This is a genomic window from Olivibacter ginsenosidimutans, assembly GCF_039542865.1.
GTDB lineage: Bacteria > Bacteroidota > Bacteroidia > Sphingobacteriales > Sphingobacteriaceae > Olivibacter > Olivibacter ginsenosidimutans.
Window position 1 is genome coordinate 1 of sequence record NZ_BAABIQ010000007.1, and the last position, 16,943, is coordinate 16,943.

Sequence of the window (16,943 nt, forward strand, 5' to 3'; positions counted from 1 at the left end):
TATGAAAAATTGCTGTTGGTTGAGGCTGCTTAGGATTATAATGTTAGAAAAAATCAACCTAACCTAAATACTGAAAAATGTCTCCACTTTTTTGTTGTAATTCCAGCGCACCTCGAAACTTTTGAGCCAAGCACGTGTTTCCTGCCCCTGTTTTCTTGGGTGGGGGCTGTGCTTTCTGATTTCCTCGAACAGTTCCTTTTTGAATTTTTCGAGGTCATCCCTCGTGATAAGCTCTACGTTCATCTTTCCTCCTTTGTTTTCGTTTAAAAATCTGTTACCCTGCGGACGGAAACAAACGGTATATTTCCGACCGCTTCTGGTACAAAGGAAGGGGCTAAAGCCGTTCAAAGGATGACCATTGTGGGCGTTTGGTCAGTTTTGGGCGAATATGTACGGACTTTAATGGTTCTGTGACGAGAGGAATATTGTTAGGTTTGCGGCTAATGAGCATTATTTGCCAAAGAATAGGTTCTCCTATTAATGTATTTCCGAAATAGGATACGGGCTGTGTAATCGTATGGTGATAGGGATGCTAACGGTTTGGGGCTTGGCGTAGTGGCGGCATTATAGCACTACCGTTGATACTAAGCACTTCACCCGCCATTACGCCAAACCGCTGTTAGCGGTAGTGCATTACTTTGTCATACAGGTGTTTTAGTTGAGTGTCACCAAAACCATAAATGCTTTCTTTATTCCAAAACTCTCTGAATACCTTACCAAAGTCGGTAGAACCATTTTGTATAATGTCCTCAATAACTTTTTCAGGTCTTCCTTTTGTCCCATCTTTTGGAAAACGGTCAACATGAGCTTTAACTACTTCTTGCAAATACGGGAAAGCAGAAGATTGATTTTTTGCAAGACGAATTAATTCCTCAAAATTGTCCCTTTTATAAGCCGTCCATAAGTCCTGCCCTAATTGTAAGTCAGTATTATTTAAAGGAGTTCTGTCAGCAAAACAAATCGTAAGCTCACTTGAATTTGCTGGTCCAAAACCATTCCAAAACTGTTTACTTGTTTTGTCTAAATGGGAAGTATAAACAGCATAAACTTTTTTCTTTATTGACAAACTATTGATAATTGAAATAACGAACCACATATTAACCTGACAGAACAAGTCATACTCAAACCAAAGGTTGAATTCGGAATCGTCAGGAGCATCCATTATTTTTTCAAATTCTTTTACAACATTGTTGTGATATTCCGCTTCTGGTATTCCCATGTATGTAGCCCTTGAATGCCAAAAGTCATGCAAATTGTCGCCTGATAAGTTTCCATCAATAAGTCCTTCTCTAACAACGATTATATCTCCTGCAATTTTTGTGTCAGGAAAACTGTAAGCAAGAGAATCTCCGTTTAAAATATTATAAACCATGATTGTGATGTTTTTGCATTATCGTTAACTCAAATATATGCGAAATTATCCGATCTCCAAAATTTGCAACGTAAAACTATTTTTTGATTGACTTTGTTTATAGTCAGTTTATTACACCGGATTTTTGCTTGCAAAAACTATTGCGTGTTTTGTATAATCTTTTCTGTTTATTTCTGATGTTTATACAGAAATGCACAATGCCCGTATAATGAAGCATTAATCTTCTACGGGTAGAATCCTGAAAATCCTATCCTTTTCCTGTATTGGACGGTATTTTGAACTTGGATTTTCTTTGTTCGGAGTGAACCGACTTCTTATTGTTTCCATATTGATTTCCTCATCACCGTGCTGGAAGTATTTGCATACCATCTTTACCCATACGCTTTCCGTGGAAGCACTCAAAAGACGTGTACCGTCCTTATGTGGGATTCTGATTTCGGGGAATTGGTGTATCACATCTATAAATGCATTCAGATACCCTTTGGTTATCCTCACCTTGTATTCGGTTTCGTATTTTTTCAGCTTATCAAGCTCTAAATCCTTTTCTGCAAGCTCTTTCTTCAATAAAGCAATCTCCGAATCATACCTCGTGATGGTGATATCCACGGGGTCACGGTAGCCGTAGGCATTGATGGATATGAGATAGTCTCGGAATGTCCGCAGGCATTTTAGGTTGACACGGTTCCGTGCATGTTTACGGGAAAAGGGGGATTGTTTGCGGATAAATTCGATATGGTCTGCCACGATTTCCCTTACGAGTTCATAAAACTCCGCTTCGGTGCATTTCCCTGTGCTTACGGCATGCTCCATGTGATAATGATAATATTGTTCCTGTTCTTCGTTACCTATTACGTACAGTCGGGTAAGAAAATGATTGTCATCGTAATAGTTCCAAAACCCTATCGGGCTACCGATGTCGTATCGGTGTTTTCTTCTACTGAAAGGTCGGCGCGTCTTGAAATAGGTATCCCTCATGGCACATCACTTTTTGAACACTTGAAATAAAAAAAGAGACAGTCACTTATTGTGCTGTCTCTTACAAATTTACTTAATTCAGGGGAATTTTTACATTGGCTTACCGGACGGCTGCCATGCGCTCCTTTAAGTTACGCATATCCTCGCTCAACTTGTGTTCCACCACTTTGGCGTAAATCTGTGTGGTTCGGATGCTCGTGTGTCCGAGCATCTTGCTCACTGATTCGATGGGTACGCCGTTACTTAATGTGACCGTAGTGGCAAAGGTATGCCTTGCGATGTGGAACGTAAGCGTTTTACCGATTCCGCAGATGTCCGCTATTTCCTTTAGATAGCCGTTCATCCGTTGGTTGGAGATAACGGGGAACAGCGTGTCGCTGTTGGATGCTTTCGGATGGTCGTGGTATTTCTTTATCAATGCGGATGCCTGTGGCAAAAGCGGTACTTTGACCACCGTTTCCGTTTTCTGCCTGTTGGTGACCAACCAATCCCCACCGTCTATGCCTTTTACGATGTTGCCCCTTGTGAGGTTCGCCATGTCTATATAAGCAAGTCCTGTAAAGCAACTGAAAAGGAACATATCGAGTACCGATTGCAGCCGTTCAATGGCAAAGATTTTGTTTGCCAGTACATCAAGTTCCTCCTTTGTAAGATAGCCCCTTTCCGTTTTGTCGAAGTGGAGTTTGTATTTGGCAAACGGGTCTTTGGTAAGCCAGTCCATCGTGATGGCCATATTCACCATCTTGCGCAACCGCTCCATGTGCTTCATCACCCCGTTGTTGTTCAATGGCTTGTGGTGGTCTTTGGGCTGGTACTTTTGCAGATAGCCCTCGAAATCCAAGATGAACCTGTAATTGAGTTCCGCAAGGGCTATATCGTTCCTGCGGTATTTCTCTTTCAGGAATTTCTCGACATATCTTTGGGTGGTGTGGTAGTTCTTCATCGTACCCTGTGCCAGCTTGTGTGCCGTTTCCCTGTTGTGGTACTCCACAAGTTTGCGTAGGGTCATGGTGTCCTCTGCCGTGCCGAGAAAAAGGGATTTGACCGCATCAACCGTGATAGTCCTACGCTGTTGCACCAATTCGTGGTAACCGTCCGCAATGAGTGTCCGCACCCGTTCGATGTGGCTGTTCAGCTTTTGGATTTCCTCACGCTTGCCTTTCGCCCTGCCCTTTGCATCATCCCATTCCTTTGGCGCTACTTTCTTCTTTAGGGAGATTTCAGACCTGCGACCGTTTACGGCAATCCTTGCATACACTGTTGCCATGCCGTTTTTCTGTTGCTTGGGAATCCGCAAGACGAAGTGGATTCCGAATGTGTTCCTGCTTTTCATACCAATCTATTTTTTGTTTAACTGATACACTTTCGCACGATTCCTTACACACTGCTCACCTATGTGCATTCAAAAGGGTATCAAACAAGGGCAAACAGCATTAAAATTAATGTACTCAATAAATTGATATACAGATAATTAAATGCTAATAGGTGAGTAAATTTAAGTTATCAAAATCACTCACCCAATAACTCACATGTTGATTGATATTCTTTGGGGTTTATTGGTATGGAAAAAAACAAAAAACCCGCAAATTTCATCAATTTGCGGGTTTTTGACTTCACTTAGTGTAAGTGTTGTCGGGGTGGCAGGATTCGAACCTACGACCTCCACATCCCAAATGTGGCGCGATACCGGGCTACGCTACACCCCGATCTCGGTATCTCCTCTAATGAGGATGCAAATATACGATTTTTTTTATTCTTCCCTATTTTTTTATTTTTTAATCTATGTTGCATGTTGATTGGTAAGGGACGAACAGAATGGCTTCTAATCATTGTTTACAATGATGATTTTATTGAAGAATATTGTGAAAAAAGATCAAGCTAGAGCGGATTCTGTAGTAGGGGATTATAGAAGAGAAGCTAAGCGCCTAGTTTCTATAAACGGATTTCAAAAATGCAGTCGGTTTTTTGGGTAAACTTTTGAATCTTTTAGATATTTCTGAGACCGTATCGACTTCTTCTATGTGTTGAAATTTTTCGGATGATTCCCAAGGTGTATACTTCATTAATCGTGAACGATGAATTGTTTGTGTTTTTACTACTGAACCAAGAACAGCTTATAACTTTGCCAACTCGTTAAAAGTTCAACAGGATAAAATAGTATCAATACGAAACCCCAAAATTCAACGCAATAAAATTGGGATTTCTCACGAATTTTTGGGAAGACATGCTTATAACAAAATTGTTATTAAAGACAAGGATGATGAAGTAACGATAAAAACAAAAGTATTGGGACATGATTCTTATGTGAATGGGGTTCGTAGCATCATTGAAACCTGTATCAACCATAAGTTGGAAAATAGAAAGTATACTGTTTTAGACTTAATCGATGAAGGAATACTATAGTGAGAGAGCGATGGCTAACGGCTTTCTTTCGTTGTTCTAAACGTATTTTCAGCAGCTTATATAATGCCCCAGCGTTGTCATGAATTGTTTAATCTCTACAACCTTGCAAATCATTACTTTAACAACATTTTACTGCACAATACTTTTAATTAATCATTAAGTTCTTCTGCTTGTTTTGACAAGCGCTTAGCGTACGTATACTTGTCGGCTGTCATATCTGGAGACAACTGTTTTACCATAAACTGTTGAATGGTTCCAACAATTGTTGAATAAAAAAGTGCTGGATTGATATTATCCGAGAAAGCCCCGTTAAGTTGACCAGTATGTATAATTTCTTCGAAGCTTTTATAATTGATTTGCCGTAGTTCCTGTACTGCGGGACTGTTTTTTACCAATTCTTCTTGAAAGAATATTTTGGCCATTTCATGTTGATGGAAGGCATAGGTGATATGGATATCGATCATAGCAAACATTTTTTCCAGTTCGGCCTGCCTCCCTGTTAATATGCTTTGTATCTTTTCCATAATTTTCTGAATCCCTTCTTGTAAAATACTATCCAGCAAGCGATTCTTACTACTGAAATAGTAATTGATCATAGAAAGATTGACACTTGCCATCATCGCTATTTCACGGATGCTTGTAGCAGCGAAACCTTTTTGGGCAATTAAGTGAATTGCTGCTTTCATAATTTGGTGTTTTGGATCCATTGTAATTATATTTTATGTTGAAACGGAAACTGCCGTAGCCGCTATATCTTTATCATCAAAGCTATCGGTACGATAACCTGCTATCGGTTCACCTTTAAAACGCTTGCGGGCTAAAATTAATTTGCGATGCTGCAAACGGTAAAAAGGATGTAGCGCAATATATATCAGCACCAATGTGCTTGCTAGTGCAATATAACCAAAAAGCCGTTTAATTGCAGTAAGTGTTGCTTGTGTCTGCACACTTGGATAGAGTTGTGCCCCACCGCTCGCTTGTACCCATGGATCCATCGCATCCATTTCGGTAGCCAATGCTGTGATACCATCCCATTGTAATTGATATAATCCCCAAGAAAACAAAGCGCTGAAAAAAGCGGTTCCGATAAAGGATCGTATACCTATAACGATTGGATATGCACCCATTAATTGCATCGGTTGAAGCGAATTGGCAAAGTAGAAACCTCCTCCTATATAAACTAAAGCCACACCCAAACCCTTTAAGAATATAGGTAATAACAGATAGGCTATTTCTATAACTGGTGATACTAAAAAATACAGGCTGACCGTATAGAGCAAGAAACATCCGTAGGCAATCAACAATATAGACCTCGTAGACCATTCATACTTAAACCATCTTGAAGCCACGCACCCACCTAATATAATGCCAGGCACCATAGCTAGGTTCAATAAAGCATTTGTAGGTGTGTCATATTTTAAGATACTGGTAAAAGCAGACTGTAAGGTAGATGTTGCCAAGTACATACCCATTAAAGAAAATAGAATAATGGCTGTTACGACATTGCGCTTACCAAAAACCGATAGGGGTATAAAAGGAATATCAACGGTTAACTGTCGACGTATAAATAGCGCTACCACCACCACAAAACCTGCAAGCGCTGCTTTCAGATTCATAGAAGCATAAAACCATCCCTGCTGTTTAGTATAAACCAATAGATAATTTAAGAGTAGGCTAGCTACCGTAAATAATCCCACACCTATCCAATCAATCTTTTGGATAGGTGTCCATCTGGCTTTCCACTTATTGTGCATAAAAACAGTACATACCAAAGCGCAAGCAAATAGGATCATAGCCGCAATTAAATAAACAACGTGCCAATTAAGTTTATACGATGTCGTGGCCGTTAGATAACCTACGAATTGACCGGCACTGAGAATGAGGGGATAAAATACCGCATAAAACGCACCTCTATCACCTTTGGGAGAAATGATAAACATAATGGGAGAAACCAACTCGATCATTCCGAATATTTTGATAAAACCCAATAACAGACTGCAAAGCATGATGACCTCAGGAATCTCGGTATAGCCTATAATCAAGCTTAGCAATCCTAGACCAATAAACGTAATTAATAGAATTACCTTGGACTTAAAATACGGTTTTATTTTTAATACGACTCCAATACCCACCATCATCCCGACTGTTGAGGCATAATTGGCGAAAGTTAACGTTTCCGCCAGTGTTCCCAGACCAGAGTACATGTCGCTGATATTCGCTGTATAAATACCCGACACCGTTAGTAGGGGTAAAGCCAGCACAAACATCAATGTGATTTGTACTGGCTTAGGTATCCAAGAATGAAAAAGCCCTTCTTTATACATCTTTATTTTAATCTGATTTCCACATTCATTCCAGCACGTAAATGTTCAAGACGCTCTTCACTGTTCGCTGCGGTAAACTCGATACGAACCGGTATACGTTGCTGAACCTTTACAAAGTTTCCGGTAGAATTATCAACGGGTACGGCAGAATATTTCGCTCCGGTAGCTTCAGAAATAGCGGTTACCACCCCCTCATATTCCGCTCCATCAAGTGCATCTACATTGATCTTCACCCTTTTTCCAATACCGATATGAGGCATCTGTCTTTCACGATAATTGGCAACGATCCATTTGGTATCGTTAGTTACAATGGTAGCTACTTGCTGTCCGGCTTGAAGGAGCTGCCCCACATTGATTATCCTTCTTCCCATCACGCCATCATAAGGGGCCGTAATAACGGTATAGGACAAATTCAGGCGCGCCATTTCAAGCGCAGAAGCCGTACGTTTGATTTCTGCATCGCTAAGCTCAATTTTATTAATAGCTTCCTTAACCGATAAGTTTGAGGTGCCGCGCTGACGGATGAGGGATTCATACTGTGCTTTTTGAGCATCATATTCCGTTTTCACTTGTTCATATTGCTGTTGGGTAACGGCCTCATCTACTAATAAGCTTTTATAACGCTTATAGTTCTGTTCGGCATTCCACAAACGGGCTTTTGCCCCGGCAATATTGGCCTCTGCAATGGCGATGTTATTCGTGAGTGTATTTACCGATGAAGCAGTTACGTTCTTACTGGCCAAGGCATTCATATGCGCTGCTTCGACTTGACCCAATTGGGTTCGAATTTCCCGATCATCCAAAATAACCAATGTGTCCCCTTTTTTAACTTTTTGATGTTCGATATAGCGAATTTCTTTGATATATGCGGAAACCCTGCTATTGATTGGGTTAATGAATGCTTCTACCTGCGCATCATTGGTATAATTCGTATCCCCTATATGCAGGTAACTCTTCAATATCCACAGCAGGGCCAAGGCAACCACTAAAAAAACCAACACATTAATCATCGTAATCCGGAGATTGTTTTTACCTGCTTTTCGTTTTTTTGACTTCTCGTTTGACATCGTATGCTAACTGTTTGTGTTTTTGAAATTGGTATTGTACTCCTATTAAATTGTTCCTAATTCAGTTAGTAACTGATAATGGGTATATAAAACATTAATCGCTGCGTTCGTATGTTGCAGTTCTGCATCCAGCTTCGCGTTTGATGCGTCGAGCATATCAATAAGTAAAGCCAGTTGGTTCAAGTATTTTTTTTCTATAATCCGGTAATTCTCATTCGCTAAACGCATATTTTGCGCCAAGGTGTGTACACGTACCAAAGCTTCTTGGTGCGCTGTATAAGTAGCATTTACCTTTATCTCTTTATCCTGTCTGGCCAAAATTGCTTGCTCTTTCGCTTGGTTTTTGCGCAATTTGTCCAACTTAATATTTCTGGGTGCATCATATAAGGAAGCAATATTGTAAGACAAGGTTAGTCCAACTTGCCATCCATTGCTATATTTATCAACAGCAGGGCTGCTTGACGTAATCGGACGCTGTAAATTGTTTCCTGCATAAGCCGATAACGTAGGCAAACGATCCGCTTTAGTTATGGCTAAATTTTTGTCGGCAATTTCCACTTGTAAATCGGCTGATTGGATGGCTGGGTAGTTCTTGCGGGCAATTTCCTGATATTGAGCCAACGAAGAAACCGTTGGCCGTTGGGTCAATACGGTGGTGTCAGGTAAGATAAATGTGTTTTCCGGCAAACCTGTTGCTATTGTCAGCTGCTTATTGATCACATTAATATTGTTATTGATACTGATCACGGCAAGTTTCAGATCGGATATCTGTAGCTCGCTGCGGATAACATCATTACGGGTTACCATACCCTTTTCATAAAACTTCTCGATTTGACGAAGGCGTAGTTCTGCCAATGCAATATTTTGCTCGTAAACTTCTCTTTGATTGTACAGCTTATAAAGGTCAAAATAGTTGCCAGCAACCAAGAGCTTGATACCTAGTTTGCTCTCTTCGAGATCTAAGGCTGCAATCTGCTCCTGAAGTGAAGCATTGGCAATGGCGTTATTGACGGTATTACCCTTAAAAATCAATTGACTGGCCTGTAAAGCAAATGTATTGGCAAAGTGCGGCATCGGTACCTTGGTGGCTTTAGAAAAGTCTTTTTCGATTAAGAGTGCATCTCCAAGGTATCCTCCCGTCAACGAAGCACTGGCATTTGGTAAGCGCTGAAGTTTGGTTACCTCTACCTGTTGCTTTGCAATTCCCAATGCATTGCTGCTGATCTTTAACGATTGATTATTTTTTAAGGTGAGATCAAAAATCTGTTCTAAACTATAAACCTGTTTTATCGTATCTTGGGCTATGCTCAGATAAGGGAGATAGAAGCAAAATAAAAATAGAATAATTTTATAAGGCATAAAAGTAAAAATACTTACTGTTTGATATTTAACTAATAAATTAAAAAAAACCGAATTTATTTCCATAAGTTTTCTCCCATATGTTTTAGCACGGAAGAAGCGTTGGTGATATCAGCTTTAGAAAGTCCTGTTTGTAAAGTTTCATACAAGCCGTTCATGAGTGCATCTAATTCCTTTTCGTGATTACGTCCCATCTTGGTGAGAGAGATGATTTTATTTCTCCTGTCTGAAGGATCTTCCGAGCGGACAATGAGTTTGCGTTTGGCCAAATTGTCCAATAAGGACGTTAAACTAGCCTTATTTTTTGAAATGGTGTCTGCAATTTCTTGCTGGTTGAGATCCCCTCTAGACCATAATACAGCTAGGACCTGAAGCATCTCATAGGTTAAATCCAAATTGGACTCTTTAAGCTTTCTGCGAATATAATTCCGCATACCGGCCCTTAAGCTTTGCACGTTATTAACCAACTCCTTGGCTTCTTTTATCTGCGATCGCTGTTTCATTTCGAGTGCAAAGATACGAAAAAAATAGTTTAATATCAAACCATAGTATAGCTGTTTTATAACTGCCTTTCTGATACTTGTTGTTTGTTCTGCATATCCGAGAAGAAACCACTTGCATAATTGCTATATTTTAATCTTATTTAGGATAAGCGTACAGCAAAATAATGAGGACCGGATAGCGGTTATGCCTTTTTTTGAATCCATGTTTTAATTTGGATAAGCATATATTTTAACAGAGATATACTTTCTTTTAAAAAAACACGTTTTCTTCAAGATGGTAAGTTTAATGCAACTTACATGCGTTAGTAAAACTGAGTTAAGTATTCTGAGAAAAATAGTTGAAAAGGACTCGTACGAAAAATTCTTTATTAGCGCAGAATAGGCGGTTATTAAAAAGCAGCAAATGATGTTAAGGTCATTTATTTACCTGATTTTTTTTACGGTAGGAATTAATACCAAAAGCTTTAGCCAGATTGGAAGGCTAAGTATAGGATTGGAACGGAGCCCACAGTTTACTTGGTTTTCTGCCAAGAACGCAGATTTGATCAAAACGAATAATAAATGGGGTGATAATTATGGTCTGCAAATACAATATGATTTCCCAGGTCATCTCGGAATTTCCACAAATTTTATCGTGGCTAATCAAAAAACGGATTTTCAATATGCTGAACAGAAATTTAGATTGGCAAATAGGTTTTTTAAAATTCCTTTTATGTTAAGCTATACAGCTAAACCGACAGGTCAAGCTAGTTTAATTTGGCGTATAGGCCCGCAATTGAGTCTATTGAACCGTGCCGAGGTGAGCAATAATACGTCAGATATCTCCAAAGCGTCTTATGACCGCCGATTGCTGGCAGGAATGACGGCATACGGCGGATATCGGTTATATATCGTGGATTTTGTGTCGCTAAATTTCGGTTTACGATTTGATCACGATTTTTCTACATTAAGTTATGAAGACGCTTCAGCCATTCACCTGCCATCTGGCAGAAATAGGACACTTTCATTTGTATTTGGTGTTAATATTCTTAATTTTTTGATCAATTAAGTTTAACTATTTACTCAATTAGATGTTCTTTGGAAAAGCGTCTTCCCAAAGTTTATCTTTCCAATTTTTAGATTCTTCATCCGTTAACAAACATGCTTCTAATTCCTGAAGGCACTTATCTTTTTCTAAGTATTGCCCGATAAAAACCAGTTCATTTTGGCGATCTCCCCATTCCTTGCTCCATCTGTTTTCGATCTCTTTTCGGAATTCATGATAGGAAGGATATTGGATACGTTCGTTATAGGGCATGCTGCACCACCATGAGCCAGCGCTTTCAATTCTTAAACTACCACCTGCTTGACTGAAGTTTATGGCTACATTGGGCCTTGACGCTATCCAAAAAAGACCCTTTGCACGAATCAAGGTGCTTGGATAATCTTTGTTCAGGTAGTGAAACCATCGCGCTGGATGAAAAGGTTTTTGCGATGTAAAGACAAAAGAGGAGATTCCATATTCTTCTGTCTCCGGAATATGCTCATTTTCCAGTTCTTGTTTCCATCCAGGACTAGCAGATGCTGTTTCAAAATTAAACAAACCGGTATGGAGGATGGCTGATGGATTTACTTTTCCAAAGCTTGAGCGTAGAATGTGTGCCCCTGGATTGAGCTTTCTAATGGCCGCTTCAAGCGTACCTATAGTTGTTTCTGCAACCAGATCGGTTTTGTTCAAAATAATCACATTAGCGAATTCCAATTGGTCTGTAAGCAGATTGACGATGGTTCTGTGATCATATGCATCATCAGTAAGCGCACGATCTTGGAGCGTTTCATGTGTTCCAAAATCCTTAAAGAAATTAAAACAATCAACAACCGTTACCATGGTATCGATATAACTAAAGGAGCTGAGATCGATACCTTGCTGTTCATCAACATAACTCCAGGTTTGCGCTACCGGAATGGGTTCCGAAATTCCAGTACTTTCGATGAGCAAGTAATCGAAGCGATTTTCTTTTGCCAGCTTTTCTACTTCTGTCACTAAGTCTTCCCTGAGCGTACAGCAAATGCAACCATTGCTCATTTCAACTAATTTCTCCTCTGTTCTTGAAAGTACATTTTCCCGACTTACCATTTGCGCATCAATGTTAATTTCACTCATATCATTAACAATTACCGCGACTTTCAAATTTTCCTTGTTATGTAATACATGATTGAGAAGGGTTGTTTTGCCCGCTCCTAAAAATCCGCTCAATACGGTTACAGGAAGTTTTTTAGCTGCCATATAGTTCTTTTTTTGTTTTATGGGGGCATGTATTTCAAGCCATACCTACCATGATGCGGTGTTTTAGTAATACCAGTTCCAAAAGCTGGTGATATTGATAATGCAATCGAGTTGCAAATTAATAAATACTTATTTACATTTGCAACTCGATTGCATTTATTTAATAAAATTTTTAGATCATGAAAGTTAGTTTATTGGGGAAAATGGATATGGTGGGATTTACAGCATCAGCATTGTGTGCAGTACATTGTGCGTTAATGCCATTTGTAATAACGCTATTGCCCCTTGTAGGATTGGAGTTTCTTGCCAGTCCATGGGTAGAAATCAGCATCATCGTTTTGTCGATTTTAATCGGGATAAGCTCACTTATACCTTCTTATTTGAAATATCACCGAAAGTTGTGGCCTATAATTATGCTTCTAGTTGGATTTATATTGATTTTTGGGGCACATTTTTTAGGTTTTCATGAGCTAGAACCTATACTTGTTCCCATAGGAGGCTTAACCATTGCGGGAGCGCATTTCCTGAACTGGAAATTAAACAGGCCCTTTCATTGTGCTGCATGCGTTAAAGACGGGTTAGAAAAAAAATAAGCAAAAATGGAAGCTTTGGTAATTGCGCTTGATGATGTTAAATTTAACTATACGGATGATGTTAAGCTTTCATTTCCCAGATTTACCCTTCGAAAGGGAGAACATTGCTTGATTCTAGGAAATTCTGGAAGTGGAAAAACGACACTTATTCATATGATGTGTGGTTTACTTAGACCTTCAAGCGGAAAGGTAATATTAAATGGAGTTGATATTTATGGACTTTCCGCAAAACAATTAGATCATTTTCGAGGACAAAATATCGGGCTTATTTTTCAGCAGACGCATTTGATCAGAAGTTTAACAATCCTGGAAAATTTGCAATTGGCAAGGTGGTTAGCGGGATTAAAGGAAGATCGGGAAGAACTGTTGCTGGTACTGCAACGGTTAAAGATAGCCGATAAAGCAACCAATTATCCCCATCAGTTAAGCCAAGGACAAGCACAAAGAGCGGCTATTGCACGTGCATTAGTAAATCGACCGATGTTTTTAATTGCTGACGAACCCACATCTTCTCTGGATGACCACCATGCAGCGTTGGTGCTGGATCTCTTATTGGATCAATCACAAAATTTTGGTGCTTCTTTGATCATCGCGACACATGACAAAAGGGTTAAAGACCAAATTGTTAATACTTATCAGTTATAGCGTATGACCATCTTTCAAGTTGCCTATAAAAATATTGTCCACCAATTTTCATCCTCTTTTTTGGGAGCGCTCCTTTCAGCTTTGGGAACAACTATTTTCTGTCTGATATTACTATTGTCATTTCAGTTAAACGAACAGTTAACCTTAAATAGTAAACATATCGATTTGGTTATTGGAGCTAAAGGAAGTCCTCTACAACTGATATTAAACAGTATTTATCATGTCGACTATCCAACAGGCAATATCCCGCTTGAGGAAGCACTGGCGCTTACAAAAAGTCCACTCGTAAAAATAGCTGTCCCATTATCCATGGGTGATAATTATCAAGGATATCGGATTATTGGTACGGATAGTTCTTTTTTTAAACTTTATGGTACCACGGTAGCACAGGGCAAATGGTGGTCAACTGATTTTGAAGCTGTTGTAGGGGCAGAGGTGGCAAAAGAAAAGCATATAAGGGTGGGTGATAAGCTCGTTGGAGCTCACGGGCTTACCAGCAGTACAGATTTACATGCTGATCATCCGTATACGGTAGTGGGTATCTTGGAAAAAAATAATAGCGTTGCCGATAAGTTAGTCCTTACTGATCTTTCCAGTGTATGGCATATGCATGAAGAACACCATCATCATCATGAAGATGAATCAGCCCTAAGTCACGATGATGATCACGACATACATGATTTGATCGCACTTGGCAATCACGGAAAAGAGATTACCAGTATGTTGATACAGTATAAAAATCCAACAGCAGTAGCCATGTTTCCCCGGATGGTGAACCAAACAACCGGAATGCAGGCCGCATCCCCAGCATTGGAAAGTGCACGGTTATTTTCTATTCTGGGAATAGGTTTAGACGCATTAAAATTTTTAGCCGTTACACTTATGCTGATTGCCGCTATAAGTGTGTTTATTAGCCTTTACAACGCATTTAAAAGTCGGAAATATGAACTAGCTATCATGCGTACCATGGGGGCAGCACGCTTGACGTTGTTTGGGATAATGGTTATAGAAGGTATCTACATTACAGTTTTCGGAGCACTTGCGGGAATCGTATTAGCCCATTTTATTATGTATGTTATTTCGCAAGTAGATAATACCGAATTCATCACTGCGTGGCAGTTTGTGAAACAGGAAATCTGGATTGTAGTGGCCGCCGTTCTATTGGGTTTTATTGCAGCACTTCTTCCCGCTATAAAAGCCTATTTTACCCAAATTTCAAAAATATTAGCTGAAGAATAATGAAACGAAATGCATTAATTTTAGTCGTTACCCTTTTGTTTGGCTACCCATTGGCACATGGCCAACAGGTTCCGGACCATAAATCGATGATGAACGAAACTTGGGAAAGAATAGATGAGTTGATGTATAAAGTTACAACCAACGATGATGGTACAACAAGCTATACCCCCTTTTTTCCTAAACCACTCCAAGAATTAGATGGTACTGTAGTAACCTTACCTGGTTACATGATTCCATTTGAATTGGGAAGAGAGCATCATATGTTTCTAATTTCTGTACTACCGGTGATGCAATGCATGTTCTGTGGACAAAACGGTATTCCTCCTATGGTTCAGGTAACCATGAAAACTGGTAAGGCAAGATTTTCCAATCATCCATTTAAAGTGAAAGGGCGTATCCATTTAAACACGGATATGGAAAAGGGAGCAGAAGTACAGCTATTGGATGCTGAGGTAATCAACTAATCTTTTTTTAGCGCTATTATTTCGCTCGTTTTCGGTTTTAGTGCCTTTTCGTGTAAAAGTGCTTTTTTAAAGGACAACCGGTTACAGTAATTGTTAATGCATAGCTTGCTCAAGATCATCATTTCGCAACCCTGATGACAGCGATATAGGGTAACTGATAATCTTGTTATCCGTATTTTTATCCTTTCGTATGGATTTGTGTGTTTTTTACCGACATCAGATTATCTTTGCAATACATGAAGGGTATTATACAGGGATTATTTAAACACGCCATGCATTGTTGGTACAAGATTATCAATTTGGGAATATATCCAACGATGCCCTTTATAGAATCACGGCGCACCAAACTTTTAATACCTTATCCGGTCTTTACTTTCATAATGGTGCGGAGTATTATTTATTAATCATACTGATTACTACAATCCTCATTTACGACTATGATTGGATTGCCATGATTTTAAGTGGGTTGATCATTACAGCTTTTATGCTTGTTTCGCTTTTCCCTCAATCAACTAAATGGGAAGGCGCTGTAACAAGCGGACAAGTATAGAGCAACATAGCACTGGCTCTATTGTTTATCGTTGTTATCGTTTTCTATTTTAAGCGTATCCAAACGGAATATCAGCGGAAAATTGAAAAACAGCAGCAAGCACTGTTTGCTATGAATAAAGACAAAGAGAAACTGTTTTCAATTATTGCGCATGACATACGTAGCCCATTAGCTACGCTAGAACATGTATTAGATATGTATCAGGATGGACACCTTAACGATATGGAAGTTAGGAGGGATTTCGGCATATTGCATGAGAAAGTATCACAGTTAAGCGCAACATTGGATAATATGCTTCGTTGGAGTAGTCGTAGTATGCAAGGTATACAAACTAGACCACGACATTTCCTGCTTTTGTCTGTATTGTCAGAAGTGCTCCATTTTTTTGATTTGATTATATTGCAAAAACATATTACTGTAGAAATACAGGTGCCTGAAACGGAGGCACTATATGCAGACCGTGATCAAGTGTCTGTTATACTCCGGAATATTTTTAGCAATGCGTTAAAATTCAGTTTTCAGGAAGGTAGCGTGTCAATAAAGACAACCAATGCTGGCGATATGGTTGCCATACATATCGAAGATCATGGCGTAGGAATGGATACAGAATTGCTGAAAAGCCTATTTACTTCTTCCAACCAAGCTGCACTTGATACTACTGGAGAGCGTGGTTTCGGCTTAGGATTACTCTTGAGTAACGAATTTATTCGCTTAAATAAGGGTACCATTGATATAAAAAGTAAGTTGGATGAGGGTACTACGGTTACCATAATATTACCAAAAGGAGAAATGCCGGAATAAGGAATCCAATCGAAAAGAACTACAGAATTTATTGTTCGACAACCTATTTATTTTCTCTTTCGTTTTTGAATAATTAAAAACTTAACCTATATTTGAGTGCAGGAAATGATGCCTTCCTATTAAACCGCCCTAAAAAGCTGATGGCGTCTACAGATTGGTTAATGACCTTATATGGTCTTTATTATAATTTGTAGATGAACGTAGTCAGTAATTATTCTAGCATTTTTTTTAAGCGTAATATCGATTTTTGGTTGTATTTAATTTCGGATAATTTTTTCCGGATGGTTCATAGATCAAACCATAAGGTGCGCTCAATATCCGCCTTTTGCCTTTACCTAAGTATTTGCTGTAACGCAAAGAAGAACAATTTTTCACATACTAA

The 16,943-nt window shown here is 39.2% G+C and carries 17 protein-coding genes, 1 tRNA gene and 1 riboswitch; of the genes, 7 read left to right on the forward strand and 11 right to left on the reverse strand.

Annotated features, from left to right (window positions below; all coding sequences use genetic code 11):
- Nucleotides 1–63: 63 nt before the first annotated feature.
- From ABD930_RS06835 to ABD930_RS06880, 10 genes are all read right to left on the reverse strand, one after another.
- Nucleotides 64–243 (reverse strand): death domain-containing protein, encoded by a 180-nt coding sequence (locus tag ABD930_RS06835; RefSeq protein ID WP_345230987.1) that lies wholly within the window; start codon nucleotides 241–243, stop codon nucleotides 64–66.
- Between the two features lie 376 nt (nucleotides 244–619).
- Nucleotides 620–1,372: a DUF1835 domain-containing protein gene (locus ABD930_RS06840; RefSeq protein ID WP_345230988.1), complete on the reverse strand. Its 753-nt coding sequence runs from the start codon at nucleotides 1,370–1,372 to the stop codon at nucleotides 620–622.
- 216 nt (nucleotides 1,373–1,588) lie between these two features.
- On the reverse strand, nucleotides 1,589–2,347 hold the full coding sequence (locus ABD930_RS06845; RefSeq protein ID WP_345230989.1) for a hypothetical protein: 759 nt from the start codon (nucleotides 2,345–2,347) through the stop codon (nucleotides 1,589–1,591).
- A gap of 100 nt (nucleotides 2,348–2,447) precedes the next feature.
- On the reverse strand, nucleotides 2,448–3,680 hold the full coding sequence (locus tag ABD930_RS06850) for a site-specific integrase (RefSeq protein ID WP_345230990.1): 1,233 nt from the start codon (nucleotides 3,678–3,680) through the stop codon (nucleotides 2,448–2,450).
- A 299-nt stretch (nucleotides 3,681–3,979) separates the two neighbouring features.
- Nucleotides 3,980–4,053: transfer RNA gene (locus tag ABD930_RS06855), tRNA-Pro, on the reverse strand.
- Between the two features lie 846 nt (nucleotides 4,054–4,899).
- The gene (locus ABD930_RS06860; protein WP_345230991.1) at nucleotides 4,900–5,436 is read right to left on the reverse strand and encodes a TetR/AcrR family transcriptional regulator; all 537 of its coding nucleotides are present in this window, start codon (nucleotides 5,434–5,436) and stop codon (nucleotides 4,900–4,902) included.
- A gap of 33 nt (nucleotides 5,437–5,469) precedes the next feature.
- Complete coding sequence (locus ABD930_RS06865) at nucleotides 5,470–7,074, reverse strand: MFS transporter (RefSeq protein WP_345230992.1); 1,605 nt, start codon at nucleotides 7,072–7,074, stop codon at nucleotides 5,470–5,472.
- 2 nt (nucleotides 7,075–7,076) lie between these two features.
- Nucleotides 7,077–8,141, reverse strand: coding sequence for an HlyD family secretion protein (locus tag ABD930_RS06870; protein ID WP_345230993.1), 1,065 nt, complete (start codon nucleotides 8,139–8,141; stop codon nucleotides 7,077–7,079).
- A gap of 45 nt (nucleotides 8,142–8,186) precedes the next feature.
- Nucleotides 8,187–9,500, reverse strand: coding sequence for a TolC family protein (locus ABD930_RS06875; protein ID WP_345230994.1), 1,314 nt, complete (start codon nucleotides 9,498–9,500; stop codon nucleotides 8,187–8,189).
- A gap of 56 nt (nucleotides 9,501–9,556) precedes the next feature.
- Nucleotides 9,557–10,003: a MarR family winged helix-turn-helix transcriptional regulator gene (locus ABD930_RS06880; RefSeq protein WP_345230995.1), complete on the reverse strand. Its 447-nt coding sequence runs from the start codon at nucleotides 10,001–10,003 to the stop codon at nucleotides 9,557–9,559.
- 403 nt (nucleotides 10,004–10,406) lie between these two features.
- Between ABD930_RS06880 and ABD930_RS06885 the strand changes: the two genes are divergently transcribed.
- Entirely contained in the window at nucleotides 10,407–11,051 is a 645-nt protein-coding gene (locus ABD930_RS06885) for an outer membrane beta-barrel protein (RefSeq protein WP_345230996.1), read from the forward strand.
- 18 nt (nucleotides 11,052–11,069) lie between these two features.
- On the opposite strand, the gene ABD930_RS06890 is transcribed toward ABD930_RS06885, so the two are convergent.
- Complete coding sequence (locus ABD930_RS06890; RefSeq protein ID WP_345230997.1) at nucleotides 11,070–12,269, reverse strand: GTP-binding protein; 1,200 nt, start codon at nucleotides 12,267–12,269, stop codon at nucleotides 11,070–11,072.
- Between the two features lie 179 nt (nucleotides 12,270–12,448).
- On the opposite strand from ABD930_RS06890, the gene ABD930_RS06895 reads away from it, so the two are divergent.
- The 6 genes from ABD930_RS06895 (at nucleotide 12,449) to ABD930_RS06920 (ending at nucleotide 16,561) form a co-directional block, all read left to right on the forward strand.
- Nucleotides 12,449–12,862 carry a MerC domain-containing protein gene (locus tag ABD930_RS06895; protein WP_345230998.1) on the forward strand — a complete coding sequence of 138 codons (414 nt, stop codon included), beginning with the start codon at nucleotides 12,449–12,451 and terminating at the stop codon, nucleotides 12,860–12,862.
- Between the two features lie 6 nt (nucleotides 12,863–12,868).
- Nucleotides 12,869–13,507 (forward strand): ABC transporter ATP-binding protein, encoded by a 639-nt coding sequence (locus ABD930_RS06900; protein WP_345230999.1) that lies wholly within the window; start codon nucleotides 12,869–12,871, stop codon nucleotides 13,505–13,507.
- A gap of 3 nt (nucleotides 13,508–13,510) precedes the next feature.
- A complete protein-coding gene (locus tag ABD930_RS06905) occupies nucleotides 13,511–14,746 on the forward strand; it encodes an ABC transporter permease (RefSeq protein WP_345231000.1) in 1,236 nt (411 codons plus the stop codon).
- Nucleotides 14,746–15,210: a hypothetical protein gene (locus ABD930_RS06910; protein ID WP_345231001.1), complete on the forward strand. Its 465-nt coding sequence runs from the start codon at nucleotides 14,746–14,748 to the stop codon at nucleotides 15,208–15,210. The genes ABD930_RS06905 and ABD930_RS06910 overlap by 1 nt, the downstream gene beginning before the upstream one ends.
- Before the next feature lie 277 nt (nucleotides 15,211–15,487).
- On the forward strand, nucleotides 15,488–15,760 hold the full coding sequence (locus tag ABD930_RS06915) for a hypothetical protein (RefSeq protein WP_345231002.1): 273 nt from the start codon (nucleotides 15,488–15,490) through the stop codon (nucleotides 15,758–15,760).
- A 111-nt stretch (nucleotides 15,761–15,871) separates the two neighbouring features.
- Entirely contained in the window at nucleotides 15,872–16,561 is a 690-nt protein-coding gene (locus tag ABD930_RS06920) for a sensor histidine kinase (RefSeq protein WP_345231003.1), read from the forward strand.
- A gap of 92 nt (nucleotides 16,562–16,653) precedes the next feature.
- Nucleotides 16,654–16,718, forward strand: a riboswitch (Fluoride riboswitch).
- The last annotated feature ends 225 nt before the right edge of the window (nucleotides 16,719–16,943 follow it).